Below are 26,670 nucleotides of genomic sequence, written 5' to 3'. Positions count from 1 at the left end.
GCCATGATCCGGGCCCCCCCGGCCCCACGCCGGGCGCCCGGCCCGGCGGCCCCCCCCCCCCCCCCCCCCCCCCCCCCCCCCCCCCCCCCCCCCCCCCCCCCCCCCCCACGCCGGTATTAAACCCCGTAGCCCTATCCGGGGCTCTGCCCTTGTAGGGGCCGGGCTTGCCCGGCCCTGCCGACGCGCCCGCGGGCGGGGCAAGCCCCGCCCCTACGGCAGGCCTCACCCCCACGAAAGGGAAGGAAAAGCTGTCCCCCGCCTTCTCACTGTCATCCCCGGACGCAGCGAAGCGGAGATCCGGGGATCCAGGTCACGCGCGCTCGTGCCGCCGCGTTGGATCCCCGGGTCGGTGGGTCTCCGCTCCTTGCCCGGGGACGACACTGAGAGAGACCCCCGCATCCTGGCCCCGTCGTGGAACGCATCCCGAAAAGTGTTCCACAATGTTTCACACCGGCATCCGGCGCCTCAAATCTGCCCATCACAGCCGCACCGGCCACCCCGCCTTGGCGAGCGCCCGTTTCCCGCCGCGGTCGGCCATTTCCCTGAAGTGCCAGATGTTGGCGGCAGCCACGGCCGAGGCGCCGGCGGCGAGGCCCCTGGCATAGTCCTCGTAGCGGCCGACGCCGCCCAGCGCGATGACCGGCAGGCCGGTGGCGTCGGCGACCTCGGCGATCATCTCCAGGTCGTAGCCGCGGCCGGCGCCGTCGCGGTCGACGCTCTGCAGCAGGATCTCGCCGGCACCGCGCGCCTCGGCCTCGCGCGCCCAGGCGGCGGCGGTGCGGCCGGTCGCGGTGGTGCCGCCGTCGGTCATCACCTCGGTCCCGCCCTCGGGCGTGCGCCGCACGTCGATGCCGACGACGACGGCTTGGCTGCCGAAACGGCGCGCCGCCGCCTCGATCAGGCCGGGGTCGGCGAGGGCGGCGGTGTTGATCGTGATCTTGTCGGCGCCGCGGGCGAAGCGGTCGGCCATGTCGGCGAGGCTGCGGATCCGCCCGCCCCAGGTCAGCGGCATGAAGCAGCTGCGGCTGACCGCCTCCAGGATGGCGAGCGGGTCGGTCAGGCCCTTCACCTTGGCGTCGTCGCGGCGCATGTCGTAGGCGCCGTCCCGGGTGATGTCGAGATAGATCAGCTCGTCGACATTCCACTGGTTGAAGCGCTCGACCTCGTGGATCGGATTGCCGATGATCTGGTGCAGGGCGAAGCGCTCGCTGCGCACCAGCAGGCCGTTCTGCAGCAGCAGGACGGGGATCAGGCGGGGCTTCACCATGCGGCGACACGGGTGAGCCAGTTGCGCAGCACGGCGAGGCCGGCCTTCTGGCTCTTCTCCGGGTGGAACTGCGCCGCCCAGACATTGTCCGCCTCGACCGCCGCGGCGAACGGCGCGCCATAGCCGCAGGTGCCGGCGACGATGCCGGGATCTTCCGGCCGCAGGGCGTAGCCGTGGACGAAGTAGAAGTCGGCCTGCTCGCCGAACCCGGCGAAAAGACCCTCGCGGCGGTCGAAGCGCACGCCGTTCCAGCCGACATGCGGCAGGCGCAGTTTCGTTCCGTCCGGTGCCACGGCCGGCAGCCGCTCGACGCTGCCGCCGATCAGGCCGAGCCCCTCGTGGCTGCCGTGCTCGGTGCCGCGCGCCGCGAGGAGCTGCATGCCGAGGCAGATGCCGAGCAGCGGCTTGCCCGTCTCGCGCGCCGCGCGGCGGATCGGCTCGGCGAGGCCGCGCGCGTGAAGGCCCGCCATGCCGTCGCCGAAGGCGCCGACGCCGGGCAGGATCAGCCCGCGCGCGTCGGCCACGGCCTGCGGCTCGCCGCTCACCCGCGCATCGGCGCCCAGCGCTTCGCAGGCGTTGAGCACGGAGCGCAGGTTGCCGAGGCCGTAGTCGACGATGACGATCACTTGGCCTCCAATTGGAGCCCGAATTGGCCCTCAATTGGCTCCGACTTGGCTCTCACTTGGCCTCCCGTTGGCTCCAATAGGCTCCGATTGGCCGTCGGATCGGCGCCCCTGCCGGTCCCGCCAGCGCTGCGAACCGGCCCGGTACTGGACCCGACCGGTGCCGGGAGGATAGGAGAGGCGGGCGTCTCCTTCCACAAGTCCCGCGGTTTCGCTCGCCCGATGCGCGTCCTTCACGTCAACACCGCCGCCCGCACCGGCGGTGCCGCCCAGGTCGCGCACGCCCTGTTCGAGGCGCAGCGGGCGCGCGGCACGGCGGCGGACTTTTTTTCCGGCCGCCCGGAGAGGGGAGCCGAGGGGGCGGCGGCCGAGGGGCCAGCGGTCATGTCGCCGCTGCGCTTCCGCGCCAACGTCCTCGCCCACCGCGCGGCGAGCGTCGAGGCGCCTTTCGAGCGGGCACGCTGGGCCCGGCTCCTGCCGCCGCGTCTGGCCCAGTGCGACGTCGTGCACCTGCACAATGCGCACGGCTACTACCTGCCGGACGCGGCGCTGCGGACGCTGCTCGACCGGCCCTGCGTCTGGACGCTGCACGACCTCTGGCTGGCGACCGGGCGCTGCGCGGCACCCCAGGGCTGTACGCGCTGGGAGACGGGCTGCGCGCCGTGTCCGCACCCCGGCCGCTATCCGGCCCGCTATCCGGGCGGCTGGCTCGACCGCAGCGGCCCGGAGCAGGCGCGGCGCCGGGCGCTGATGCAGACCGGCCGCACGGTCTTCGCCGTGCCGTCGCGCTGGCTGGCGGACCGCATGATCGCCGCAGGCCTGCCGGCCGACCGGCTGCACGTCGTGCCCAACCCGCTGCTGGGGGCCGCACCGGTCTTCGATGCCGCGGCCCGGCGTGCCGCCCGCGAGCGCTCCGGCTGGCCGGTCGACCGCTGCGTCGCCCTCGTAGCGGCGGGTGCGCTGGCCGATCCGAACAAGAACGTGGCGACGGTGGTGGCGGCGATGGCGCGGGTGGCGCGGCCGGAGCGCTGGTGCCTCGTGCTGCTCGGCCGTCCCGACCAGGCGATGCGGCGGCGGATCGCGTCGCTGCCGGTCCGCACTGTCCTGGTGGAGCAGGGCCTCGACCGCGCGGCGCTGGCCGAGGCCTATCTCGCCGCCGACCTGTTCCTCAACCCGTCGCGCGGAGAGAGCTTCGGCATGACGAACCTCGAGGCCCTGGCGCACGGCTGCCGCCTGCTCTGCTCCGACCTGCCGGTCTTCCGCGAGGTGGCGGGCGAGGCCGCGACCTACCTGCCGCCCGACGCGCCGGCGGCATGGACGGCGGCGCTCGATGCGGCACTCGATGCGGCACTGGCACAGGAGCCCTCGGCGCCCGATATGGCCCTCGCGGCCGACCTGCGCCGCCGTTACGCGTTGGACACGATCGTCGATGCCTACGCCGCGCTCTATGGCCTCGCCGGAGGCTGACTGTTGCGCATAGCCCTGGTCAACCGCTTCTGCCCGCCCGATCCCGCGCCGACCGGGCTGGCCATGGCCGAACTGGCGGCCGATCTGGCCGCCGCCATGCCCGAAGCGGAAGTGCGGATCTTCACCACCGGCGGCAGCTACCGCAACGGCGGCGATGTGGCTGCGACCGATATCGACGGCTGCGTCGGCGTGACGCGCGTTCCGCCGGTCGGCTTCGGTGCCCGCGGCGTCGGCCGCCTCGTCGCGAGCCTGATCGACGGGCGCCGGCTGGCCGCCCGCGCGACGGCCTGGGCCGACACGGTGATCTCGCTCACCGACCCGCCGCTGCAGGGCTTCTGGATGGGCCGTGCCACCCGCCGCCGCCGGGTGCGCTGGGCGGAATGGACGATGGACCTCTATCCGCAGGCGTTCGTCGCGGCCGGCCTCGCGGGTGCCGGCAACCCCATCGTCGGCGCGCTCGCCGGCGCGCAGCGCCGTCGCGCACCGGACCTCGACATCTGCCTGGGACCGGCGCAGCTCGACCATGTCCGCCGCGACCGCGGGAACGGCCGTGCCGGGCTCCTGCTGCCGACCGGCCTGTTCGACAGCGAGCCGCTGGATCCCCCCGACTGGCGGCGCACGGAGAGCCGCAGGGTGCTGGCCTATGCCGGCAACCTGGGCGAGGCGCACTCCGCCGACTCCGTCGCACGCCTGGTCGAGCGGGCGTCGCCCGAGCGCTTCCTCTTCCTGCTGGCGCCGCACGGCTCGCGCGCCGAAGCCCTGTGGCGGCGGCTCGAGGGGGCGCCGCACGTGCAATGGAGCGAACGGCTCGATGCGTCGGCGCTCGATCATGCCGATGCGCACATCGTGTCGCTGCGGCCGGGCTGGGAGCATGTGTGCGTGCCGTCCAAGGCGCTGTCCGCCTTCAGCCGCGGCCGGCCGGTGCTGTTCCTGGGGCCGGCGGAGTCGGACAGCTGGCGGTTCGCCTGCGGGGCGGGCTGGCTGGTGCCGGAGCCGCCGACCGATGCGGCGATCGATGCCGCACTCGCGTCCGTCGCCGATCCCGCCTCCCTGGCCGAAGCGACCGAGGCCGCGGTCGCCGCGCATGCGCGCCTCGCCGGCATCCGCGCAGAGGGCCTCAGCCGCCTGATCGACTGGCTGCGGTCGGCGCGGCGCTAACCGTCGTCGATCAGGTCGAGGGCCAACGGCGTGCCGCGCGCGATGGCCGTCCGCGCACGGCGGCCGAGCAGCGCGGGCAGAAGCTTCGGCGGCAGGCCGAAGCCGGGACGGATCGAGCGGACGTTGCGCTCGGTCAGCACCTCCCCGGCCGCGATGTCGGCCACCGCGTAGAGCGAGCGGCGGAACTGCAAATTGCCACGCTCGCTCTCGGTGCGGTCGTACGTCACCCGCCCGAGCGCACTCCAGGCGATCCGGCAGGCGGCGGTCATCGCGGCGAACTCGTCGGGCTCCAGCGAGAAGGCCGCATCCGGGCCGCCGTCGGCACGGCGCAGGGTCAGATGCTTCTCGATGATCGCAGCACCCATCGCGACAGCCGCCACGGCGACCGCGATGCCCGGCGTGTGATCGGAGAGGCCGGCGACCGCGCCGAACGTCGTGGCGAGGTCCGGAATGGTGCGCAGGTTCGCTTCTTCGGGCGGCGTCGGATAGCCGCTGACGCAGTGGAGCAGCGCCAGTTGCATGCAGCCGCCGGTGCGGGCCGCCGCGACGGCGTCGGCGATCTCGCCGCGGTCGGCCATGCCCGTGGAGACGATCATCGGCTTGCCCGTGGCGGCCATGCGGTCGACCAGGGGCAGGTCGACGATCTCGAAGGACGCGATCTTGTAGGCCGGACAGCCGAGCGCTTCGAGGAAGTCGACCGCCGTCGGGTCGAACGGCGCGCTGAAGATCGGTAGGCCGAGGGTGGCGGCGCGTTCGAAGAGCGCGGCGTGCCACGCCCACGGCGTGTGCGCCTCGCGGTAGAGGTCGTGCAGCGTCCGGCCGGCCCAGAGGCCGCCCTCGATGCGGAAGCCGGGGCCGTCATGGTCGATGGTGATCGTGTCGGCGGTGTAGGTCTGCAGCTTCACCGCGTCGGCGCCAGCGGCGTGGGCCGCATCGACTAGGGCGAGCGCCCGGCCGATGTCGCCATTGTGGTTGCCGGACAGCTCGGCGATGACGAAGGGCGGGTGCCCGGCGCCGATCGGCCGGCCGGCGATGGCGAAGGGGGCGGTCATCGCGGGACCTCGGCGACCAGCCAGTTTCCGTCGGCGTGCCTGTAGCCTGCCGCGCGGAAGAGCGCCCGCGACCGGTCGTTGCCGGGAAGCACCTCCGCCCAGAGATCGCGGCCGGGGGCGAGGCGCCGCGCCAGCGCCAGGGCGGCCCGGCCGACGCCGCGGCCCTGTGCGGCCACCGCGATCAGGATCGAGACTTCGAGCCCCTGGCCGTGCGGATCGAGCCGCAGCAGGCCCGCGGGCTGGCCGGCCAGTTCGACGATGGCGGTGACCCTGTCGGCGGCCGCGAGGCGGCCCGCCATCCAGGCGGCGTGCTCCGCCTCGGTCGGAACTGCTGCATTGCGGGCGAAGCGGCGGGCGTCGGGCTCGCGCTGCCAGTCGAGGATCGTGTCCGCATCCTCCGCCATGGCGGGGCGCAGCGTGACCGCGCCATTGGCGGCGGTCGCCCTTCCGGCCAGAGCCATGGCGATCCTCAGCGCGCCGTTGCCGTCGGTCAGCGCCGCGGCGGCCCTGCCCATCGCCCGAAGCCGATGCGGGTCGCCGGCGAGGACGGCGATGCGAGCGGCCAGCCGTTCGACGCTCCATGCAGCCGGCGGGCCGAGGTTGTCGGCGGCACCCGCGGCCGCCAGGGCGGCGGCGTTGGCGCGCTGGTTGGCGGCCACCGTGAAGAGCAGGGCCGGCAGGCCCAGCGTGCAGCGCTCCCAGCTCGAACTGCCGGGCGCGCCGATGGCGAGATCGGCCGCGGCCATCAAGTCCGCCATCGCGTCGGTGTCGACATGCAGCGTGCCGCCGACCGCTGCGACCGCGCGGCGGATGCCGGGCAGGCCGGGCGCCGCGCCGCCGGCGACGATGTCGAGGTGCGCATCGGGCAGCGCCCGCCGGACGGCTTCGGCGGCGAGGGCGCTGGCCCCGCCGGCGTCGCTGCCGCCGATCGACACCAGGACGCGGTCGATCCGGCCGGGCCGCCGCGCGAGTGCCACCGGGCGGCGTGCGAGAAAGTCCGGCCGCAGCGCCGCGAAGGCGGGACCGCAGAGCAGGCCGGCCTGCGCCGGGACGAGGCCGGCATAGTCGGCCGGCGTCCGGCCAGGCGTCGCGTCGAGCAGCAGGTCGCAATCGTGCGGGCGCGGCGCGTCTTCGATCACGAGGATGCGGCCGAAGGCGCTGCGGCAGGCGCTTTCGAACCGCGCGTCGCGACCGTAATGGTCGAGCACGAGCAGGTCGGCCGGCGTCGCGGTCAGGGCCCGCAGCTCGGCGTCCTCGTCCGGCGGGAGCGGTACGACGGCGAAGCCGGCGCGCGCGAGGGCCGGCACGGTCGCTTGCGTCTGCGCACCGACGGCGAAGGTGCAGCACCAGCCGAGGGCGGCGAGCCGCGTGGCGAGGCTCAGGCAGCGGAAGACGTGGCCGGCGCCGATGGCCGGATCGGCGTCGCAGCGGAAGACGGCCGTCATCGGCGGCCGGCCGGCCCCTGCGGCCGCCGCGCCTCCCTCTGTCCTGTCGGTTGCGGGCGGCATCTCGAAACGCATGGTCCCGTCGGCGCGAGTGGCCTAAGCTCGCGCGCAGTTTCTACGGCGGTGGCGGCGGCTGCAAGGACGGTCGCCGGCCGCCCAGCGTGATCGGGGGCTGGGGCGTTTTGCTTTTGCATCGCAAGCGGGTGCGCGCCGCACTGCTGGCAGGGAGCGCGGCGGCGCTGGCCGGCTGCGGGCTGCTGCCGCAGATCAGCGGCGGCGGCGGCCGGGGGGCGCCGGGGGCCGACGCGGCGGCCGTGTGGCGCGACGACGTGCGCCTCGTCGTCGCCGGCGTGCTCGCCGAGCCGGACGCGCCGCGTGAAACCGTGCCCCAGTGCCCGGTCGTCATCCTGGACGACGGCCGCATCTACGCCCTGATCGGCGACCTGGGCGGCGCCGGCCCGGGCGACCGGGTCGAGCTGACCGGCCCGCCCGCGGCTTGGTCGACCTGCCAGACCTACCAAGTGCTGCGCGCCGACCGGGTAGACGTGGTCCAGGCCTGGGCGGGACGCTGATCCGTCAACCCGCCTTCGGCTCGGGCTGGGGCAGCCAGTCCGGCCGCAGCACCCGCAGCGCCGTGTCGCCCGCCGCGAGCACGCCCTCGCCGCGTTCGGCGGCCTCGGCGTGCTCGATACGCAGCAATGCGAGGCCCATGCCGTCGCGGGCCGTGCGCATCTCGCCGGCGTCCTTGCCCTCGAAGCTGACGGTGGCCCCCGCCTCGGGCGCCGGGCCGTCGAAGGCGACAGGCATCAGCCGCCGCTTCAGCAGGCCGCGATACTTCGTCCGGGCCGTCAGCTCCTGCCCGATGTAGCAGCCCTTCCGCCAGTCGATTCCGTGCAGTTCGTCGAGATTGCTCTCGAGCAGCAGCGCCTTCTCGGCCGGCATGTCGCGGCTGCCGTCGGGGACGCCGAGCGACAGGCGCAGTCGGTCCCAGTCGTCGGGCCCGCCGGCCGCCAGCCCGGTCGCGGCCAGCGCCGCCTCGATGCCGTCGCGCGGCGCGATCACCCGCACCCCGAGCCCCGCCAGCCGCGGATCGACGAAGGCGACGCCGCCGCCGAACGGCCCGGCGGCACCCGGCTCCGCGCCCACCCCGGCCAGCCGCGCCGCCTCGGGCCCGGCCAGCCGCGCCGCCTCGGGCCCGGCCAGTACGCCGACGGCGAGGTCCGCGGTCCGGTCCTCGATCGCCACCTTGGCGCGCAGGCGATAGCGCGACAGGCGCTGGCGCAGGTCGTCGCGGCGCTCGGCCTCGCAGTCGAGCAGCAGCATCTCGTCCTGCCCGACCATCAGGAAGTCGTGCAGGAAGCGGCCCTGCGCCGTGAGGAAGGCCGCATAGACCGCCCGGTCCGAGCCCGCCCGTTCCACGTCGTTCGACACGAGCCCCTGCAGGAAGCTCCGCCGGTCCGCGTCGGTCACCGCCAGCACGCCACGTGCCGGCAGCAGGGTCCAGAAGGACGACTTCGGGCTAGGCGGCATCTCGGTCTCCGTCTCGGCTCCCGGTCGGCGGAGCCGTATCGACGAAGATAGGGCCGGCCGCGCCCGAGTTGAATTGCCGCCGCGCGGCCGCCTCCCGTATAACGCCCCGGCCAGCCCCGCCGGAGGACCGTGATGACCGCCAGCCCGCAGCGTATCGAGATCCGCCGTCCCGACGACTGGCACCTGCACCTGCGCGACGGCGCGATGATGCAGACCGTGCTGCCCTGGACGGCGCGCCGCTTCGCCCGCGCCATCGTCATGCCAAACCTCGTCCCGCCGATCACCACGGTGGCCGCCGCCGTGGCCTATCGCGACCGCATCCTGGCGGCGCTTCCGCCCGATGCCGGCTTCACGCCGCTGATGACCTGCTATCTCGGCGACGAGACCAGCGCCGACGAGATCGAGCGCGGCTTCGCCGAAGGCGTGTTCGCCGCGGTCAAGCTCTACCCGGCGCACGCCACCACCAACTCGGCGCACGGCGTCACCGACATCGCCGCCATCCGCCCGGTCCTGGAGCGGATGCAGCGCATCGACATGCCGCTGCTCGTCCACGGCGAGGTCACCGACCCGGACGTCGACATCTTCGACCGCGAGGCGGTCTTCATCGAGCGCACGGCGGTCCCCCTGCGCCGCGACTTCCCCGAGCTGCGCCTCGTCTGCGAGCACGTCACCACGGCCGAGGCGGTGGACTTCGTGCGCGAGAGCGGCGAACGCACCGCCGCCACGGTGACGCCGCAGCACCTGATGGTGAACCGCAACGCCATGCTGGTGGGCGGCATCCGCCCGCACCTCTACTGCCTGCCGATCCTGAAGCGCGAGACGCACCGCCAGGCCCTGCGTCGCGCCGTGGCGTCGGGCCATCCGCGCTTCTTCCTCGGCACCGACTCCGCGCCGCACCCCGTCGACTTGAAGGAGTGCGCCTGCGGCTGCGCCGGCGTGTTCAACGCTCCCGTCGCCCTGGAATCCTACCTCCAGGTGTTCGAGGAGGAGGGGGCGATCGAGCATTTCGAAGCCTTCGCCGCGGAGAACGGCGCCCGCTTCTATGGCCTCCCGCTCAACGAAGGCACGATCACCCTGGAACACACCGCCTGGACCGGCCCGGAGGCCGCCACCGGTGAAGGCATCGGCGTCGCCGCCTTCCGCGCCGGCGAGACGCTGCCCTGGCGAGCGGTGTAGGCGGCGGGGGGCCGGTCCTTCGGCCTCCTTGCTCTGCCGCCCCCTTTCCGCACTTTCCCGGACGCGGCGCGCCAGCGCCGCGCGCCGGACCCAGGGCGGGCGCTGCGTGCGGAGAGGTTTTCCGGGCGGCGCCTGGGTCCCGGCGCTCCGCTTCGCTGCGGCCGGGAAGGTGTTGAGGGGGGCGGCCTTTCGTTTTGCCCATCACCCCGGGCGCTCCCACGCCGGATCCCAGCCGTGGAGGTCGGACTGGCCGCCGCGGACAAGGGGGTCGGGGTGGCGGGCCCAGGAGGGGGCGGCGGGGTTGAGGGCGACGGGCGGGGCGATGCTGCGGAGGTAGGCGAGTTCGGCTTCGAGCGCCGCTTCGGCGCGGGCCTCGCGGGAGGCGATGGGGTCGGGGTCTTCCTCTTCGACTTCGTCGATGGAAGGTTCCCTTTCCTTCCCTTCCATTCCCTTTTGTTGGTCGGCCCTCATCCGCTCCAGGTCCGTGAACGGGGTGAACTCGTCCAGCGGCCGGCCTTCGAAACCCTCATACACATGCGGCACGATGATCGGCTCCGGCTTCTCCTCCGGTTCCGGCGCCAGCCCGCGGCGCCATTCGGCGAGCCAGCCCTCGGCCTCGGCGGCGGCGTGGCCGGGCCAGCGGGGGTCGATGCCGTCGAGCAGCGGGTCGGATCCGGCGAAGCCGCCGCAGGGGCTCGCCGCATTCTTGTCCGGGATCAGGCCGGTGGCCTTGGCCTCGATCTCGATGCAGCGGACGGCGGTGCGGTAGTCGCCCTTGGCGGTGGCGAGCTTCGCCAGGGCCCTGAGGCGGTCGACCATCTCGGCGATGCCGGTCTGGCGGGCGATCTCGCGGCGGACGCGGAGGTCCTCGACGCGGCGGCGGATGTGCGGGCGGCCCAGCATGACGCTCGCCTGCTTGGCGGCACTGTCGGGAGCGTAGCCGGCCCAGCGTGCGGCGGCGGCACCGCTGGCGCCGCGGGCGACGTGGCGGCAGAAGATTTCCTGACGGTCGGTGAGGGGCGGGGGTGTGTCGGGCATGGCGGGTCTTCCAGGGGGAGGCTGCATCATGCGCTTATAGTCCTAGGAATACAAGTTGCGTGGAGCCATCGTGGTCGGCGCTCGTCTTGCGGTCCCCGCTCGCGCTGGGGGGCGGATGATGAAGAAGGACGGGGACCTCGTTGCGGGGCTCTTTGTGCCTATCGCTCGGGATCAACGGCAATCCGGCGGTCATCACCCCGGCCATTCCGGCTACTACGGCGATACGAGCAGAAATCGGCAGCCGGACCTCATTTATCCTCCCTCGGCGGGAACAGAGGGCCGCCAATCGTGTTCCCGATCGATCGGCCAATCGATCTCAGATTTCGGTTTGAAAGCGGTCTGCCATATAGATCCGGAGGTTAAAGATGTTCAAATTCATCGGCGGCACAATCGGCATCATATTCTTGATCGGCTTGCTCGTTGTCATAGGGCTTTTCGCTTTGATCTTCTGATCCTCCGGAAACCGAGCCGTTTCCAGGCCTGTCCGTTGCGCGATCGGCTTCCGCCTCAGAAATCGGCCGACCATGAGACGAGGAGGCCGGCGCGGCCCGTCCAGACGGCCTCACTGCGACGCGCGGCATAGCCCAGGTCGAGGCCGAGGCCGGACTCGAACCGGTAGCCGCCGCTCACCTCCAGCAGATGGTCCGTCGTGGCGGAGCCATTGTGGGGAATCACGGTGCGGCCCGCATAGGCGACGACGATGTGCCATGCCTCGTCGAAAGTGAAAGTGGCCCCGAGCGACGTGTTGCGGCGGTCCTGTCGCTGCGCCTCGGCGTTCCAGAAATGCGCCATCTCCGCGACGACCCTGAGGTCGAGATCCCGCGAAAGGGCCTCTGAGCCCAAGACCCCGGCGACCAGGGCGAATTCGTCATGGCTGGCGCCGCGCCCCCCCGCGCGGTAGCTCAGGCCGATATTGTAGTCGAGGTCGAACGGCGACAGGTCCTTCCCCTCCCATGCGACGGCAACGGAGGAAAGGCCCTCGGTGTTCGCGGCGCCGCCGTCGGACAGCCGGGCGCGGCCGCGCGAATAGAACAACGAACCCGAGGCGGGGGTGGTATCGCTGCGGTAGACCGCCATGGTGACATCGTGTTGTCCGGGAAGCGGATGACCATCGAACCCGCCTTCGCCAAGGCGGAAGCGGACGCCGGCGCCGAGCGCTTCCACGAACTCGTAGTCCTTGGCGAAGCCGTCGCCATAGATGCCGGGCATCTCGCTCCAGGCGAAACCGAAAGACGGGTTGAACTTGCCCGCGAAGATATCGACAGCGTCACGCGAATAGCTGAGGAAGGCCTGCTCCACGATCAGGCCGTGACCGTCGAAGATGTGTTCCCGGTCGGCGGTGCCGGGAGCGAGCGATTCGAAGACCAGCCCGAGTTCGAACGAGAGATTCGGGCTGAGCCGCAGTTCGCTCGCGGTTTCAGCCTTTCCGAATGTGTCGGTGACATCGTCCGCGCCGACGTCGATCTGAAACTCCAAGGTCAGGTTCGTCGTCAGCGTGTCGCTCGCATCCTGTGCATCCCGACGCTCGGCTGCGAGGGCCGTCGCATTCGTGAGGAGCGACAGTGCCGAGGGAATGACGGCGAGTATCTTGGGATGCATCCATTCCTGCCGGGCGGTCTGGCGGGCCACCACCGTCGTGCGTCACCATCCTCCGCGGTGCTGGATCTCGTAACGCCGCTGTCGGGAGCACGTTCCCCAGTCTCCGCTACACCGTTGGCACCGCCTTGGCACGTCGAGGCTCTGTTCAAAGAACTCGCCGCGCCAACGCGGGTGTGCCCGGATGTTCCCGGTCCCGCTTTCGCCGGTCCGAACATCCGGCGTCGCTCATCAGGGCTCCTCGCCGTCGACCACCCGCTCCAGCGCGACCAGCTCGATCGGCTCCCGCTTGCCCCGCAGCAGGTGCGTCCCCGCGCCGGTGACGGCGATGTCCGGCGGCAGGATGCAGGCGTCGACCAGCGTCCGTGACGCGAGGATCGGCCGGCCGGTGTCGCGGCAGGCGGATTCGATGCGGGCGGCGGTGTTCATCGTGTCGCCGAGCAAGGCGATCTCGCGCTTGAAGCCGCCGACCTCGCCCGCGACGACGGGGCCGGCGTGGAGGCCGGCGCGGAAGGCGGGGACGTGGCCGTGCCGGCGCTGGAGGACAGGGGCGGCCGCGTCGAGGGCGTCCCGGCAGGCGAGGACGCAGGCGGGCGCGCGGGCGTTCTCGTGGCTTTTCTTCCCGGGGGGGCCGCCCAGCGGCCATGTGGCGATCATCGCGTCCCCGACATAGCGGTAGACGTCGCCGCCGGCGTCCGTCACCACCCGCGACAGGATGGTGAAGGTCTCCGACAGCAGGGCGTGGAAGCGCACGTCGCCGATACGCTCGGCGATGCCGGTGGAGCCGACGATGTCGAGGAAGAGGACGATGCGCTGCTCCTCGCGCGGGCGGTAGTAGCGGCCGGTCAGCAGGCTGGCGAGCGTACCCGGGCCGAGCAGGCGCACCACGGACATGAAGGCGACGAAGGCGAAGCTCGCCGCCAGCGAGAAGGCGATGTCACCGGCGATGTAGGGGCGGAACGGGTTCGGGTCGCGGCCGAGCAGGACCCAGGGCACGAGCAGCAGGCCGGCCATCACCGCCACGCCGTAGGCGGCGGCGCGCACCGCCATCGCCCCGGCGAGCGGCAGCCGGCGGCCGTCGCGCTCCAGCAGGCGGTCGGCTGCGAACAGCTCGAATCCGATGATGCAGGATGCGATGACCGCGCCGATCACCGCACCGGAGGCGACGAACAGCAGGCCTTCGGGCGCGTCGGGCACCCGGAGCGCGGTATAGACGGCGCCGGCGGCGGCCGAGGCGGCCACGAGCAGCGACAGGAGGCGGAACTGCTGGCGGGTACTGGGGGTCATTGCGGCTGCCTTGGGGCTTGCTTCTGGGCTTGTTGCCGGGTGCGCGGCAGGCGGCGGCCGTCAGGACCCTCCCCGGCGCTTGCGCCCCCGGGGGCGGCTGACACATTGTGCGGCAGCTTGGACGGTCGCCGCAGGGAACGACACACATGAGCCGAGAACCCGTCATCGTCGGTGTCGCCGACTTTCCCATCGCCGGCGGCAAGGCGAAACCCGGAACGGGGCTGCTCGCCATGCAGCGCCACGTCGCGGTGGAGGCGCTGGAGCAGGCCGGACTGACGATGGGCGACGTCGACGGGCTGGCCGTCGCCGGCATGTGGGGCATGCCGGGGCCGGGCGCGATGCAGCCGATCCTGCTGACCGAATATCTGGGCATCGAGTTCCCGAAATACCTGGACGGCACCAATGTCGGCGGCTCGGCCTTCGTGCTGCACGCGGGGCACGCGGCGGAGATGATCCGCGCCGGCGTCTGCGACACCGTGCTGATCCTCTACGGCAGCCTGCAGCGCAGCGAATCCAGCCGCGCACTGGGCGGGCGGCCGGCGCTGTTCTCCAACCAGTTCGACATGGTGGCGGGCCTGCCGTCGCCGGTCGGCGCCTATGCGATGGCGGCGCACCGGCACTTCCACGACTATGGCAGTTCGCCGGAGACGCTGGCCGAGATCGCGGTCTCGACGCGGTCCTGGGCGGCGCTGAACCCGGCGGCGACCTATCGCGACCCGCTGACGGTGGACGGCGTGTTCGAATCGCCGATGATCACCGACCCGCTGCATCTGCTCGACTGCTGCCTGGTCACCGACGGCGCCGGGGCTGTGGTGATGACGACGGCGGAGCGGGCGAAGGACCTCAAGACCAAGCCGGTCTTCGTGCTCGGCCACGGCGAGAGCGCCACCCATTCCAACATCAACTACATGCCCGACATGTCGCGCCTGGAGGTGGCGGAGCGGTCGAGTGCGGCGGCGTACAAAATGTCCGGACGCAGGCCGGCCGACATCGACCTCGCCATGCTTTACGACAGCTTCACGATCACCGTGCTGCTGACGCTGGAGGCGGTGGGCCTGTGCGGGCGCGGCGAGGGCAAGGACTTCGTGAAAGGCCAGCGCACCGCACCGGGCGGCGAGTTCCCGCTGAACACGAACGGCGGCGGCCTCAGCTACTGCCATCCCGGCATGTACGGCATCTTCACGATGATCGAGGCCAGCCGGCAGCTCTGGGGCATCTGCGGCGAGCGGCAGGCGCCGGGCCCGAAGGGCGGGGGCATCAGGACCGCGATCTGCCACGGCACCGGCGGCGTGCTCTCGAGCGGCGCCACCGTCATCCTGTCGACCGAGAAGGACTGAGTACCATGAGCTACGACAAGCCGGTGCCGGTGGTCGACACCGACTCCGCTCCCTATTGGGAGGGGGCGAAGCAGGGCAGGCTGATGATCCAGAAGTGCCGCGACACGGGGCGGACCTTCCTCTATTCGCGCCGCCTCGCGCCCGGTGCGGGGGAGGCCGACTGGATCGAGGCGAGCGGCCGCGGCGAGGTCTATTCCTGGACGGTGGCGCGGCGGCCGGCCGGGGCGGCGTTCAAGGGCGACACGCCCTACGTCGTCGCCAGCATCACCCTGGAGGAGGGCGCGCGCATCCTCACCAACATCGTCACCGACGACCCCGACGGCGTGCATATCGGGCAGAAGGTCGAGGTCATCTTCGACGCGGTTTCCGACGGTTTGACCATTCCGAAGTTCCGTCCGGTCGGGTAGGGTCGCGCCCGCCCCGTCCAGCGGATCCGCATGCTCAAACGTCTCCTCCACTATCTCGGGATCCTGGTGGCGCTCGGGGTCTTCGCCGCCGCGGTCTGGGTGCTGCAGCACACGCTGCGCGACCTGAAGTGGGACGCGCTGATGTGGCAGCTGGGGGAGATCCCGCGCAGCCATGTGGCGCTGTCGCTGATCTTCACGGTGGCGGCCTACCTGATCCTGACTGTCTACGACACGACCGCCTTCGCCTATATCGGCCGGCATCTGAGCTATGTGCGCGTCGCCTTCGTGTCGTTCCTCAGCTACGCCTTCAGCCACAGCCTGGGCTTCGGCGGCGTGACGGGCGGGGCGGTGCGCTATCGCTTCTACACGTCGTGGGGTGTGAAGCCGATCGATATCGCCAAGGTGGTGGTGTTCGGCGGTGCGGCCTATTTCCTCGGCGCCTTCGCAGTGGCCGGCGTCCTCGTCCTGGTGAACGAGGGCGAGTTCGGCCACGTCACCGGCCTGCCGGCATGGGCGCTGACGGTGTTCGGAGTACTGTGTATCGTGGCTGGCTGCCTCTACGTCGTATGGAGCGCGGCGGGACGGCCGTCGATCCGGATGGCGGGGATGAACATGCCGCCGCCGCCGCTGTGGATCCCGTTCGCGCAGTTGGCCGTCGCCTGCATGGAGTGGAGCTTCGCCAGCGCCGCCCTCTACTGGCTGCTGCCGACGGGCATCGGCATCGACTACTGGCACTTCATCGGAATCTTCGTCGTCGCCTACCTGTCGGGGATGATCAGCCACGTGCCCGGCGGGCTCGGCGTGTTCGAGTCCGTGGTGATCCTGCTGCTGCCCGAAGGCGTGCCGCGCGAGGGCGTGATCGCGGCGATCATCACCTATCGCGCCGTCTATTTCGTGCTGCCGCTGCTGCTGGCCGCGGTGATGTTCGGCGTCTACGAAGTGCGGCAGGGCCATGTGCACATGGCGAACATCGCGCGCTTCCTGCGCCGCCGGCGGGAGAAGCCCTAGGCCGTCAGGCTCCCATAAGGCGCGTCGGCAGCAGCACGGCGCTGCCGCCGCGGGCGATGCGGACCACGGCGTTCTGGCCGAACGCCTCGGCCAGGGCGAGGGCGTCGCGGTCGGCGAGGTCGAGCACGAGGAAGCCGCGCTCGCGCCAGCGGCCGTCGAGCGACCGGCCCTCGTGCGGCAGCCGCCGCAGGCCGGCGGCGTCGAGGCGGGCGGCCATGCGGCGGTGTGCGCGGGCGTTCACCGGAGACGGCCGCGGCCGCGAGCGCGGGTTCCAGGCGGTGACGAAGGTGCCGGAGGCCGCGCCCAGCCGGGCGAGCAGCGCGTCGAGCGCCGGGGCGGGCCGGCCGAGCCGCACGCAGACGCGGCGGCCGTCCGCCAGCACGTCGTAGGATGTCGCGGCGTAGGCGGCGGCGAGGCGGCGCCCGCTCTGGCCCGGCGGGTGCATCGCGGTCATACTCCGGCCGTGCCGCATCCGACAGCCGGTGGGGGAACGGGCATCATGAGGAACGGGGCATGATCGACCTCTATACGTGGCCGACGCCGAACGGGCACAAGGTCCACATCTTCCTGGAGGAGACCGGACTGCCCTACAACGTGGTGCCGGTCAATATCGGCGAGGGCGACCAGTTCAAGCCGGACTTCCTGAAGATCAGCCCGAACAACAAGATGCCGGCCATCGTCGACCGTGACGGGCCCGGCGGCAGGCCGTTCGCGCTGGCCGAATCCGGCGCCATCCTGATGTATCTCGGCGACAAGACCGGGCGGTTCTTTCCAACCGAGACCCGCGCCCGCTACACCTGCATCCAATGGCTCATGACGCAGATGGGGCATGTCGGGCCGATGCTGGGCCAGGTGCACCACTTCCGCAACTACGCCGTGGAGAAGATCCCCTACGCCATCGACCGCTACGTGAACGAGGCGAAGCGCCTCTATCACGTGCTCGACCGGCGGCTGGGCGAGACGCCCTATCTCGGCGGCGACGACTACACCATCGCCGACATGGCGACGTTTCCGTGGATCCGTCCCTGGGAGAAGCAGGGCCAGCGGATCGACGACCACCCGAACCTGAAGCGCTGGATGGAGGAGATCGAGGCGCGGCCAGCCGTGCAGCGCGGCCTGAAGGTGCTGGCCGAGCGCCGCCGCGAGGGGCCGATCAGCGACCGGCAGCGCGAGATGATGTTCGGCAAGACCCAGTACGAAAAGCGCTAACCGGAGCGAGAGCCATGAAAGCCGTCTTCTACGAGCGCTACGGCGCCGCCCGCGACGTGATCCGCATCGGCGACCTGCCCGATCCCGTGGCCGGCCCGGGCGAGGTGCTGGTGCGCGTGCACGCGTCCGGCATCAACCCCTCCGACGTGAAGACCCGCATGGGCGGTCGCGGCACCATTCCCGGCCCGCTGGTCGTGCCGCACAATGACGGCGGCGGCGTGATCGAGGCGGTCGGGCCGGGCGTCGACCCGAAGCGCGTCGGCGAGCGGGTCTGGCTCTACAACGCGAACCGCAGCCCGGACGGGATGGCGCAGGGCACGGTCGGCACGGCGGCGCAGACAGTGGCGCTCCCGGCGATTCAGGCCGTGCCGCTGCCGGACGGGACGAGCTTCGCCGAGGCGGCGTGCCTGGGCGTGCCTGCGATGACGGCGCATCTCGCCGTGCTCGGCGGCGGACCCGTGCACGGGCGGACGGTGCTGGTGACCGGCGGTGCCGGGGCGGTCGGCTGGTACGCCATCCAGATCGCCAAGTGGGCCGGCGCCCACGTGATCGCGACGGTCAGCGGCGACGCCAAGGCCGAGGTGGCGCGCCGGGCGGGCGCCGACCACGTCGTGAACTACCGCAGCGAGGACGTGGCGGCGCGGGTGAAGGCGCTGACCGGCGGCCGCGGCGCCGACCTGATCGTCGAGGTCGAGTTCGGCGGCAATCTCGCCGCCAGCACCGCGGCGCTGGCGAAGGGCGGCACGATCGCGCCCTACGGCTCGGTCGCCAATCCCAAGCCGGTGCTCGACTTCTTCCCCTTCATGTTCGGCAACGGCGTCATCCGCGGCGTCTTCGTCTACGCCATGTCGCCGGAGAATTTCGCCGCCGCCCGCCACGACATCACGGAGATGCTGCGCCACGGTCGCCTGCAGCACCTGATCGCCGAGACCTTCGACCTCGCCGACTGCGTCGCCGCGCACGAGGCGGTGGAGAGCGGCAAGCTGGTGGGGAATGCGGTGCTGACGATCGCGTGAGAGGGCGGGCGGTATTTCCCTCGACTCCCACGGTCGGTGAAGAGCCCACGCCCGCTTTCGTCCGCCCCTTGAACCCCTGCGCGGCTCGTGCCGATACTGCGGCCAATTCGTCGGGCGGCGGTGCCGTCCAGTCGCGGTCGGCCGGCCCGCAGCGGGCGGCATCAGGAGGAAGCGCATCCCATGGCAGGGCTCTATTTCGAGGATTTCGAGATCGGCCAGGTGTTCGAGCACCCGATCACCCGTACCGTGACCGAGATGGACAACGTGCTGTTCAGCGCGCTGACCCATAATCCGCAGCCGCTGCATCTCGACGAGGAGTTCTCCAAGGGCACCGAGTTCGGCCAGCGGCTGGTGAACAGCCTGTTCACGCTGGGCCTGATGATCGGCGTGTCGGTGGGCGACACGACGCTGGGCACCACGGTCGCCAACCTCGGCATGACCGACTGCCGCTTTCCGAAGCCCGTGTTCCACGGCGACACGCTGCGCTGCACGACGACGATCGCCGAGAAGCGCGAGAGCAAATCGCGCGCCGACGCGGGCATCGTCCTGTTCGAGCATCGCGCCTTCAACCAGCGCGGCGAGGAGGTCGCCTACTGCAAGCGCTCGGGCCTGATGAAGAAGAGGCCGACGGCATGACCATCCGATCCTTCCTGTTCGTGCCGGGCGATAGCGAACGCAAGATCGCCAAGGTGACCGGCGGCCCGGCCGACGCGCTGATCCTCGACCTGGAGGATGCGGTGGCGCAGGAGCGGCTGCCGACGGCGCGCGCCATGGTGTGCGAGCATCTGAAGGCGCACCCCGACCGGTCGCGCCAGCAGCTCTGGGTACGGGTGAACCCGCTCGATACGAAGCTGTCGCTGCCGGACCTCGCCGGCGTGATGGCGGGCGCGCCCGACGGCATCGTGCTGCCGAAGACCGACGACGGCAGCGCCGTGGTGAAGCTCTGCCACTATCTCTCGGCGCTCGAGGCGCGCGAGGGCATCGAGATCGGCCGGACGCAGATCCTGGTCGTCGCGACGGAGACCGCGAAGAGCCTGTTCCACCTGGATTCCTATGCCGGGTCCAGCCCGCGCATCTACGGCTTGACCTGGGGGGCGGAGGATCTGGCGGCGGCGCTGTTCGCGACGACCAACCGCACGCCCGACGGCGAGTATGAGGGGCCGTACAAGCTGGCGCGCACCCTGTGCCTCGCCGGCGCGCGCGCGGCGGGCGTCGAGCCGGTCGACACGCTGCTCGCCAACTTCCGCGACACGCCCGGCCTGGAGGCCGAGGCGCTGCAGGCGCGCAAGGTGGGCTTCACCGGCAAGATCGCCATCCACCCGGATCAGGTCGAGCCGATCAACCGCGCCTTCACGCCGGACGAAGCCGAGGTCGCCTATGCGAAGCGGGTGGTCGAGGCGTTCGCCAACGCGACCACCGGCACGGTCGGGATGGACGGCAAGATGCTCGACATGCCCCACCTGAAGCAGGCGCGGCACGTGCTGGCGACGGCGGAGAAGTTCGCGGGGCGGTAGGCGCTCAGTGGCCGTCGTTCTCGTCGGGGCCGGACGGTCGCCCCGGCCCGAACGCGTCGCGGAAACGGTCCATTTGGTGCATGCGCTCGTGCAGGACGGCGACGATGCCGACGTCGCCGTTCGACAGACGCCGCCAATAGACCACATGACGCTCGTAACGGAAGAAGAAGCCGTCGACGCCGAATTCGGCGGGGACGGGCTTCGACGCGATCCCTCGGGTGTGGATTCTATCGAAGGCGGCGAAGAGGCCGGTGACGTAGCGCTCGGCCTGTTCGGCGCCCCATCGGTCCCGGGTGTAGCGGTAGATCTCGTCCAATTGGATGGAAGCGGCTTCCTGGACGCGACCTCTGGCCACCGCGTCAGTTCCGGTTCCGGGCGATGATGTCGGCCGCGCTGAGGTGGGTGTAGGACGATTCCGGCGCGGCGAAGGCGCGGTTCAGTTCGGCTTTGAGCCGCTCGAACGCCTCTTGCTCATGCCGCTCCTTGTCGCGGCGGATCAGGTCGCGGATGTACTCGCTGACATTCTCATAGGAGCCGTCGTTGCCCACGTTGGCGGCGACGAAATCGCTCAGCGCTCCGCCGAGGCGCACCGTCAGGGTCGTCGTGCGCGTGGCCATGGCTGCCTCCGGTTGCCCTGTATTCAATATGCACAAAGCTGCATACGCAACAAGGGCGTCGCGGTCGCCGTCCGAAGCCGATCAAGATCACGGAATCGCGCCGCCGGTACGCCAGCGGCCGAGCATCGCGTCGTCCGCGCCGAGGAGGTCGCGGAGGACCTGTTCGGTGTGCTGGCCGAGGAGGGGCGGGGCTTCCGGGGTGGCGGTCGGCGTGTCGGAGAAGTGGTAGGGCGATCCCAGCAGGCGGAGCGGGCCGGCGGTGGGATGGTCGACCGTGGTGACCATGCCGCGGGCGGCGACCTCCGGGGATTCCATGGCCTCGGAGACGCTGCGGACGGCGCCGGCCGGGACGCCGGCGGCGACCATGCGGTCCAGCCAGTACTCCCGCGTATTCGCCGCGAAGGTTTCGTTCAGCAGGCCGAAGACGGCGTCGCGGTTGGCCTGCCGGGCACTGTTGGTGGCGAAGCGCGGGTCGGTCAGGAGGTCGGGCCGCTCCAGCACCTTCTCGCAGACCAGGGCGAACAGCTTCTGCGTGCCGACGGCCATGTAGAAGGGGCCGGTCTGCGTCTCGAACAGGCCGACCGGCACGGCGGCCGGGTGGCTGTTGCCCATGCGTACGGGGTCCTGGCCGGAGACGAGGTAGCTCTGCGCGGCGTTGGTCTGCACGGCGACAGCGGTGTCCATCAGTGCCAGGTCGATGAACTGCCCCTTGCCGGTGCGCAGGCGCGCGATGTAGGCGGCGAGAATGGCCGAGGTGGCATACATCGCGGTGAAGGTGTCGATGATGGCGAGCGGGTGGCGTGTCGGCGGCCCCTCCGGGTGACCGGTGTAGGACATGATGCCGGATTCGGCCTGGAGAACGGGGTCGAAGCCCGGTCGCTTCGCCCAGGGGCTGGTGACACCGTAGGCCGAGATCGAGCAGTAGATCAGGTGCGGATGGCGCTCGCGCATCGTTTCCCAGCCGAAGCCGACGCGCTCCATCACGCCGACCCGGTAGTTCTGGATCAGTACGTCGCACTTGGCCGCGAGGCCGTGCACGATCTCCTGCGCCTCGGGCTTGCGGATGTCGAGGGCGACGCTGCGCTTGCTGCGGTTCATGGCGAGATAGTAGTGCGCCTCGCCGCCGGCCTCCGGCGGCTTGAACTGGCGCGTGTCGTCGCCGCCGTCCGGATTCTCCAGCTTGATGACCTCGGCGCCGAGGTCGGCGAGCTGCAGTGTGCAGAAGGGACCGGCGAGGACACGGCTGAAATCGAGCACGCGCACGCCGGCGAGGGGAGCGGTCGCGGCGGGGGAGGTGGCGGGGTCGGTCACGGGGGTAGCCTATGGGAAATGGGTGCTGCTTGGCTCTTGGCTTAGCATTGCGGGCGGGAAAGTGCGACGGGGGGCGATTCCATACTCCAGGTCCCGTCATTGCTAGCGGAGCGAAGCAATCCCTCGGTGGCCCGAGCGCTTGCCCTGGATTGCTTCGGCGCTGCGCGCCTCGCAATGAGACGGAGGAAGGTGGGACGGGCCTTATCCGATCGCGCCCGCCTTGCGGAGGGTGGCGAGGGCGTCGGCGTCGAGGTGGAGCAGTTCGGCAAGGACCTCGTCGGTATGCTGGCCAAGGAGGGGCGGGGCGACCGGTTCGGTGACGGGGGTGGCGGAGAGTTTCAGGGGCGATCCGACCATGCGGATGCTGCCGGCGGTCGGGTGGGCGACGGTGCGGACCATGTCGCGGGCGGCGGCCTCCGGCGATTCCAGCGCCTGGTCGACGGTGCGGACGGCGCCGCCCGGCACGCCCGCCTTGTTGAAGCGTGCGAGCCATTCCGCGCGGGTGCGGGTGGCGAACAGGTCGCGCAGGAAGGCGGTGATCTCGTCGCGGCGGGCGATGCGGTCGCTGAGCGTGCGGTAGCGCGGGTCGTCGACCATGTCGGGCCGGTCGATGACGCCCTCGCAGAAGCGCTTCCACAGGCGCTGGTTGGCGAGTGCTATGTAGAAGGGGCCGTCGGACGCCTGGAACAGGCCGTTCGGCACCGAGGTCGGATGGCCGTTGCCGCGCCGCTCCGGCACCTTGCCCGAGGTGAAGTAATACATGCCGACATTGGTCAGCGTGTTGAGCGCCACGTCGAACAGGGCAACGTCGACGAACTGGCCGCGGCCGGTCTCCTTCTGCGTCATGATCGCGGCCATGACGCCGATGGTCGAATAGTAGCCGGTCATCGTGTCGACGATGGCGAGCGCGTGGCGCATCGGCTCGCCGTCGGGCTCGCCGTTCAGGGACATCATGCCGGACTCCGCCTGGATGATGGGGTCGAAGCCGGGCAGGTCGGCGAGCGGGCTCTCGCGGCCATAGGCGGAGATCGAGCAGTAGACGAGGTGCGGGTGGCGGTCCCTCATCGCCTCCCAGTCGAGGCCGTGCTTCGCCATCACGCCCTTGCGGTAGTTCTCGACCAGTACGTCGCATTCCGCGGCCAGCTTGTGGATCAGCTCGCGGCCCTCGGGCGTCGAGATGTCGATGGCGACGCTCTTCTTGGTACGGTTCACGCCGAGATAGAAATGCGCCTCGCCGCCGGCCTCGGGCGGCTTCATGCCGCGCGTCTCGTCGCCGCCGTCGGGGTTCTCGACCTTGATGATCTCGGCACCGAGGTCGGCGAGGATCATCGTGCAGATCGGCCCCGCGAGGACCCGCGACAGGTCGAGCACGCGGATCCCGGCGAGCGGCATGGACGGATCGGACATGGCTGACGTTCCCTCGCGCGGTGTTTTGCCGGCAAGAATGTCACGGGGACGGGCCGCGGGGAAACCGGGTGGCGTTCGAAAGGTTGCCCGCCGCCCAACGGGGCGCGTCCATTCGCCCAACGGGCGCCTAGCGCTCGGTCAGCTTGAACTCGATGCGGCGGTTGCGGCGGTAGCTGATCTCATCGTCGCCCTGGTCGATGGGTTGGTATTCGCCGAAGGCGGCGGCGACGAGGCGGTTCGGGGGGATGCCCTCGTCGATCAGCTGCGTGACGACGGCGAGCGCGCGCGCCTGGGACAGCTCCCAGTTCGATGAGAAGCGCGAGCCGGGGTTGACCGGCACCCGGTCGGTGTGCCCGTCGACGCGCAGCACCCAATCGATGCCGTCGGGAATCTGGGCCATCAGGCCCTTCAGCGTGTCGGCGAGCTGGGCGATCTGTTGACGGCCCGCGTCGGCCAGGGTGGCCGAGCCGGAGGGGAACAGCACCTCCGACTGGAAGACGAAACGGTCGCCGACGATGCGGATGTCGGAGCGGTTGCCGACGACCTCGCGCAGGCGGCCGAAGAATTCGGAGCGGTAGCGCGCCAGTTCCTCGACCTTCGAGGCGAGGGCCCGGTTGAGGCGCGTGCCGAGGTCGACGATCTGCGCGTCCTTCGCCTTCGCGTCGGCTTCGGCGGCGCCGAGAGCGGCGTTGAGGCGGCCGATCTCCTCGCGCAGCGCGGCGATCTGGCGGCTCAACTGCTCCACCTCGCGACGCGAGGCGGTAGAGGATTCCTGTTCCTGGGCGAGCCGCGCGCCGGCTTGGCGCATCTTCTCGCGCTCGGCTTCCAGCTCGGCTTCGAGCTTCTCGCGCGCCTGCCGCACGGCGACGACGACCTCGTTCAGGCGCGCGATCTCGGCCAGCTGGGTGTCGAGGGTCGCGCGGTCCTCGGCGAGGCGCCGCGTCTGGTCGGCGGCCGACGACTTGGCGGCCTCGAGCTCCGCCCGCAGCCGCTCGAGTTCGGCCTGGGCCTTTTCGAGCGAGGTGCGCAGGGTCGCCTCGCGGCCCTGGACGTCGGTCAGCGTGGTGCGCAGGGTCTCCTGCTCGGACTGCGCCCGGGATAGTTCGCCGCGCAGCCGCTCCTGCTCGGCCTGGGACGTCTCCTTTGCCGCGCCGAGCGTGCGGGCGAGTTCGTCGCGCTCCGCCTGGAGGGCGGCAACGCGCGCCTCGAGCTCGCGCCGGACCTTGACCAGTTCGTCCTCCAGCGTGCGGCGCGCCGCGGTCAGGCCCTCGATCGACTCGCGCAGGCGGCGCAGGTCGTCGGTCTGGGTCGCGATCGTCTCCCGGTCGGCCTTGGTCGTCTGGCCGGCGTCGGCGAGGTCCGCCTGCTGGCGCTCGATGGTGGCCTTGTTGGCCTCCAGGGTGGCGAGGGCGCGCGCCAGATCGGCCTGGAGCCGGGTGACCTCTTCGCCGGCGGCGGCGCGTGCGGCCTGCTCTTTGGTCAGCGTCTCGCTGACCTGCGACGCGTCCTGCCGCGCGCTGGCAAGCTGCGTCTCCAGGTCGTCGCGGGTCTTGGTGAGGGCGGCGATCTGCGCCTGGAGCGCTTCGAGCTGCGCCACCTGGAGGGCGATTTTCTCGCGGTCGGCGTCGGCCGTGCGGGTCGCCTCGGCGAGTTGGGTGCGCAGGGCGTCGCCCGCGGCGGTGGCCGACTCCACCTGCGCCATGGCGGCGTTCAGCCGCTCCTGGAGCTCGTCGCGGGCGGCGGCGGTGGTCTGCACCTCCTGGGAGAGCTGTTGGACCGTCTGGCGGAACTCGTTGTTCGACTGGCGTTCCAGCGCCAGCATGTCGCTGAGCTCGGTGAGCTGCTTGTTCAGCCGGGCAAGCTGTTCGTCGCGTCCCGTGAGCGCCTCGCTGAGGAAGACCTGGGCGACGACGAAGACCATCAGCAGGAAGATGACGACCATCAACAGGCTGGCCAGGGCATCGACGAACCCGGGCCAGATGTCGAAAGCGGCGGCGCGCGAGCGCCCTCGGCGGGAGCCGATCATGCCTGCGGACTATCTCCGCTCGTCTTCGCGAACTGCAGCGATCGTCCGGGCGAGCAGCTTGATCTCGTTCCGGACGTCCTGGACGGCCTCGCTGCGGCCGGTGTTGATGTCCTCGATGAGCCGCGCGAGGTAGAGGTCGATGTTGCGGATGTGGGTGCGGCTGCTCTCGTCCATGCCCGACTGGGTCGCGGACTCGGCGAGGCGCCGGATGATCGGCTGCATCTCGATCTGCTGTTCGGCGATGCGGACCAGCAGCTGCTGTTCGGCGCGCATCTGGTCGGTCAGGTGCGTCAGCCGCTCGACCAGCGACTGCATGCTGCGGTTGGCCGACATGCGGCCCTCCTCGGCGCGGCCGACCGTCTTCTGCAGGCCTTCCAGGCTCTCGGCCGTCTGCTCCAGCAGCGCCTGGATGTAGGCGGGGACGGAATGGTCGCCGTCGAATGCGATGCTGCCCGAGGCGTGGCGGGTGATAGTCGACATCCACTCCTCCAACTCCTGGAAGAAGCGGTTCTGCGCCTGGGAGACCTGCAGGTCGAGGAAGCCGAGGACGAGCGCGCCGGCGAGACCGAACAGCGAGGAACTGAAGGCCGTGCCCATGCCGGAGAGCGGGCCGCGCAGGCCGACCTTCAGGTCCTCGAAGACACCGGGGTTGGCGCCACCGCCGGCGCGCAGGCCGCCGATGACGTCGCTGACCGCGCCGATGGTCTGGATCAGGCCCCAGAAGGTGCCGAGCAGGCCTAGGAAGATCAGCAGGCCGGTCAGGTAGCGGGCGATCTGGCCCGATTCGTCCAGGCGGGCGCTGACGCCGTCGAGAAGGGCGCGAGTCGACATGGCCGACAGGCGGACCGGACCCTCGCGCTCGGAAAATGCCGCCGCGACGGTCGCCAGAAGACGGGGCTGCGTCTGGACGGAGACCCCGGGCCGGCGCCGGCGGAACATCTCCATCCAGGCGATCTCGCTGTTCAGCATCCCGACCTGGCGGAACACGTAGATCACGCCGAAGAAGAAGACCGCGACGATGACGCCGTTGATGGCGGAATTCGCCATGAACGCCGTGGCCAGCTGCTGGTGGAAGGCGACCGCGATAGCGGCTACCAGCACCAGAAACAGGATCATCCGGATGAGATGGCGGGTCGGGCGGGTCATCCGACCGCGCCCCCGGTCAGGCAATGGCCCATA

At 71.2% G+C, this 26,670-nt stretch carries 27 protein-coding genes; 12 read left to right on the top strand and 15 right to left on the bottom strand.

Annotated elements, in window-relative coordinates:
* Positions 1-478: 478 nt before the first annotated feature.
* Together hisF and hisH are read right to left on the bottom strand one after the other, a co-directional pair.
* Complete coding sequence (gene hisF, locus ABIE65_RS17665; RefSeq protein WP_354079472.1) at positions 479-1,267, bottom strand: imidazole glycerol phosphate synthase subunit HisF; 789 nt, start codon at positions 1,265-1,267, stop codon at positions 479-481.
* On the bottom strand, positions 1,261-1,893 hold the full coding sequence (gene hisH, locus ABIE65_RS17660) for an imidazole glycerol phosphate synthase subunit HisH (protein WP_354079471.1): 633 nt from the start codon (positions 1,891-1,893) through the stop codon (positions 1,261-1,263). Before hisH ends, hisF begins: the two co-directional genes overlap by 7 nt.
* Positions 1,894-2,112: 219 nt before the next feature.
* On the opposite strand from hisH, the gene ABIE65_RS17655 reads away from it, so the two are divergent.
* On the top strand, positions 2,113-3,357 hold the full coding sequence (locus ABIE65_RS17655) for a glycosyltransferase (RefSeq protein WP_354079469.1): 1,245 nt from the start codon (positions 2,113-2,115) through the stop codon (positions 3,355-3,357).
* A 3-nt stretch (positions 3,358-3,360) separates the two neighbouring features.
* Complete coding sequence (locus ABIE65_RS17650; RefSeq protein WP_354079467.1) at positions 3,361-4,515, top strand: glycosyltransferase family protein; 1,155 nt, start codon at positions 3,361-3,363, stop codon at positions 4,513-4,515.
* Here ABIE65_RS17650 and pseI read toward each other — a convergent pair.
* Positions 4,512-5,567, bottom strand: coding sequence for a pseudaminic acid synthase (gene pseI, locus ABIE65_RS17645; RefSeq protein WP_354079465.1), 1,056 nt, complete (start codon positions 5,565-5,567; stop codon positions 4,512-4,514). The two genes, ABIE65_RS17650 and pseI, sit on opposite strands and share 4 nt — an antisense overlap.
* Complete coding sequence (gene pseG / locus ABIE65_RS17640) at positions 5,564-7,087, bottom strand: UDP-2,4-diacetamido-2,4,6-trideoxy-beta-L-altropyranose hydrolase (protein ID WP_354079463.1); 1,524 nt, start codon at positions 7,085-7,087, stop codon at positions 5,564-5,566. The genes pseI and pseG overlap by 4 nt, the downstream gene beginning before the upstream one ends.
* A gap of 128 nt (positions 7,088-7,215) precedes the next feature.
* Here pseG and ABIE65_RS17635 point away from each other — a divergent pair, with 128 nt between their 5' ends.
* Positions 7,216-7,584 (top strand): hypothetical protein, encoded by a 369-nt coding sequence (locus ABIE65_RS17635; protein ID WP_354079461.1) that lies wholly within the window; start codon positions 7,216-7,218, stop codon positions 7,582-7,584.
* A 4-nt stretch (positions 7,585-7,588) separates the two neighbouring features.
* Here the strand turns inward: ABIE65_RS17635 and ygfZ are convergent, their stop codons facing one another.
* Complete coding sequence (ygfZ, locus tag ABIE65_RS17630; protein ID WP_354079459.1) at positions 7,589-8,542, bottom strand: CAF17-like 4Fe-4S cluster assembly/insertion protein YgfZ; 954 nt, start codon at positions 8,540-8,542, stop codon at positions 7,589-7,591.
* Positions 8,543-8,674: 132 nt separating this feature from the next.
* Between ygfZ and pyrC the strand changes: the two genes are divergently transcribed.
* Positions 8,675-9,718: a dihydroorotase gene (gene pyrC, locus ABIE65_RS17625; protein WP_354079457.1), complete on the top strand. Its 1,044-nt coding sequence runs from the start codon at positions 8,675-8,677 to the stop codon at positions 9,716-9,718.
* A 201-nt stretch (positions 9,719-9,919) separates the two neighbouring features.
* Here the strand turns inward: pyrC and ABIE65_RS17620 are convergent, their stop codons facing one another.
* Positions 9,920-10,756: a terminase small subunit gene (locus ABIE65_RS17620; protein ID WP_354079455.1), complete on the bottom strand. Its 837-nt coding sequence runs from the start codon at positions 10,754-10,756 to the stop codon at positions 9,920-9,922.
* A gap of 365 nt (positions 10,757-11,121) precedes the next feature.
* Here ABIE65_RS17620 and ABIE65_RS27880 point away from each other — a divergent pair, with 365 nt between their 5' ends.
* Positions 11,122-11,208, top strand: coding sequence for a small membrane protein YohP (locus ABIE65_RS27880; RefSeq protein ID WP_502918547.1), 87 nt, complete (start codon positions 11,122-11,124; stop codon positions 11,206-11,208).
* A 55-nt stretch (positions 11,209-11,263) separates the two neighbouring features.
* On the opposite strand, the gene ABIE65_RS17615 is transcribed toward ABIE65_RS27880, so the two are convergent.
* Both ABIE65_RS17615 and ABIE65_RS17610 read right to left on the bottom strand, forming a co-directional pair.
* Positions 11,264-12,355 carry a hypothetical protein gene (locus ABIE65_RS17615; protein WP_354079453.1) on the bottom strand — a complete coding sequence of 364 codons (1,092 nt, stop codon included), beginning with the start codon at positions 12,353-12,355 and terminating at the stop codon, positions 11,264-11,266.
* A 228-nt stretch (positions 12,356-12,583) separates the two neighbouring features.
* Positions 12,584-13,639, bottom strand: a complete 1,056-nt coding sequence (locus tag ABIE65_RS17610) for an adenylate/guanylate cyclase domain-containing protein (RefSeq protein ID WP_354079451.1) — start codon at positions 13,637-13,639, stop codon at positions 12,584-12,586.
* A 146-nt stretch (positions 13,640-13,785) separates the two neighbouring features.
* On the opposite strand from ABIE65_RS17610, the gene ABIE65_RS17605 reads away from it, so the two are divergent.
* Genes ABIE65_RS17605 through ABIE65_RS17595 form a run of 3 tightly spaced genes read left to right on the top strand, consistent with a single transcriptional unit; the run spans position 13,786 to position 16,391 of the window.
* The gene (locus tag ABIE65_RS17605) at positions 13,786-14,976 is read left to right on the top strand and encodes an acetyl-CoA acetyltransferase (protein WP_354079449.1); all 1,191 of its coding nucleotides are present in this window, start codon (positions 13,786-13,788) and stop codon (positions 14,974-14,976) included.
* 5 nt (positions 14,977-14,981) lie between these two features.
* Positions 14,982-15,383 (top strand): Zn-ribbon domain-containing OB-fold protein, encoded by a 402-nt coding sequence (locus ABIE65_RS17600; protein WP_354079447.1) that lies wholly within the window; start codon positions 14,982-14,984, stop codon positions 15,381-15,383.
* 30 nt (positions 15,384-15,413) lie between these two features.
* Positions 15,414-16,391, top strand: a complete 978-nt coding sequence (locus ABIE65_RS17595) for a lysylphosphatidylglycerol synthase domain-containing protein (RefSeq protein WP_354079445.1) — start codon at positions 15,414-15,416, stop codon at positions 16,389-16,391.
* A gap of 4 nt (positions 16,392-16,395) precedes the next feature.
* On the opposite strand, the gene ABIE65_RS17590 is transcribed toward ABIE65_RS17595, so the two are convergent.
* Positions 16,396-16,836 carry a DUF3293 domain-containing protein gene (locus tag ABIE65_RS17590; RefSeq protein WP_354079443.1) on the bottom strand — a complete coding sequence of 147 codons (441 nt, stop codon included), beginning with the start codon at positions 16,834-16,836 and terminating at the stop codon, positions 16,396-16,398.
* A 68-nt stretch (positions 16,837-16,904) separates the two neighbouring features.
* Between ABIE65_RS17590 and ABIE65_RS17585 the strand changes: the two genes are divergently transcribed.
* The 4 genes from ABIE65_RS17585 to ABIE65_RS17570 all read left to right on the top strand — a co-directional run bounded on the left by ABIE65_RS17585 (position 16,905) and on the right by ABIE65_RS17570 (position 20,130).
* Positions 16,905-17,600 (top strand): glutathione S-transferase N-terminal domain-containing protein, encoded by a 696-nt coding sequence (locus tag ABIE65_RS17585; RefSeq protein ID WP_354079441.1) that lies wholly within the window; start codon positions 16,905-16,907, stop codon positions 17,598-17,600.
* Positions 17,601-17,614: 14 nt separating this feature from the next.
* Positions 17,615-18,616 (top strand): NADPH:quinone reductase, encoded by a 1,002-nt coding sequence (locus ABIE65_RS17580; protein WP_354079439.1) that lies wholly within the window; start codon positions 17,615-17,617, stop codon positions 18,614-18,616.
* 180 nt (positions 18,617-18,796) lie between these two features.
* The gene (locus tag ABIE65_RS17575; protein ID WP_354079437.1) at positions 18,797-19,252 is read left to right on the top strand and encodes a MaoC family dehydratase; all 456 of its coding nucleotides are present in this window, start codon (positions 18,797-18,799) and stop codon (positions 19,250-19,252) included.
* Positions 19,249-20,130, top strand: coding sequence for an HpcH/HpaI aldolase/citrate lyase family protein (locus ABIE65_RS17570; RefSeq protein WP_354079435.1), 882 nt, complete (start codon positions 19,249-19,251; stop codon positions 20,128-20,130). Before ABIE65_RS17575 ends, ABIE65_RS17570 begins: the two co-directional genes overlap by 4 nt.
* A gap of 4 nt (positions 20,131-20,134) precedes the next feature.
* Here ABIE65_RS17570 and ABIE65_RS17565 read toward each other — a convergent pair whose 3' ends face one another.
* From ABIE65_RS17565 to ABIE65_RS17540, 6 genes are all read right to left on the bottom strand, one after another.
* Positions 20,135-20,485, bottom strand: a complete 351-nt coding sequence (locus ABIE65_RS17565) for a type II toxin-antitoxin system RelE/ParE family toxin (protein ID WP_354079433.1) — start codon at positions 20,483-20,485, stop codon at positions 20,135-20,137.
* Between the two features lie 4 nt (positions 20,486-20,489).
* The gene (locus tag ABIE65_RS17560) at positions 20,490-20,747 is read right to left on the bottom strand and encodes a ribbon-helix-helix domain-containing protein (RefSeq protein WP_354079431.1); all 258 of its coding nucleotides are present in this window, start codon (positions 20,745-20,747) and stop codon (positions 20,490-20,492) included.
* Positions 20,748-20,834: 87 nt separating this feature from the next.
* Positions 20,835-22,058, bottom strand: coding sequence for a CaiB/BaiF CoA transferase family protein (locus ABIE65_RS17555; RefSeq protein ID WP_354079429.1), 1,224 nt, complete (start codon positions 22,056-22,058; stop codon positions 20,835-20,837).
* A 201-nt stretch (positions 22,059-22,259) separates the two neighbouring features.
* Positions 22,260-23,465, bottom strand: coding sequence for a CaiB/BaiF CoA transferase family protein (locus ABIE65_RS17550; protein WP_354079427.1), 1,206 nt, complete (start codon positions 23,463-23,465; stop codon positions 22,260-22,262).
* Positions 23,466-23,592: 127 nt separating this feature from the next.
* Complete coding sequence (locus ABIE65_RS17545) at positions 23,593-25,491, bottom strand: peptidoglycan -binding protein (protein WP_354079425.1); 1,899 nt, start codon at positions 25,489-25,491, stop codon at positions 23,593-23,595.
* A gap of 9 nt (positions 25,492-25,500) precedes the next feature.
* Positions 25,501-26,637 carry a flagellar motor protein MotA gene (locus ABIE65_RS17540; protein WP_354079423.1) on the bottom strand — a complete coding sequence of 379 codons (1,137 nt, stop codon included), beginning with the start codon at positions 26,635-26,637 and terminating at the stop codon, positions 25,501-25,503.
* Positions 26,638-26,670 lie beyond the last annotated feature (33 nt).

The sequence above is a fragment of the Constrictibacter sp. MBR-5 genome, from assembly GCF_040549485.1.
Taxonomy (GTDB): domain Bacteria; phylum Pseudomonadota; class Alphaproteobacteria; order JAJUGE01; family JAJUGE01; genus Constrictibacter.
This window is presented reverse-complemented; position numbering and strand designations above follow the sequence as displayed.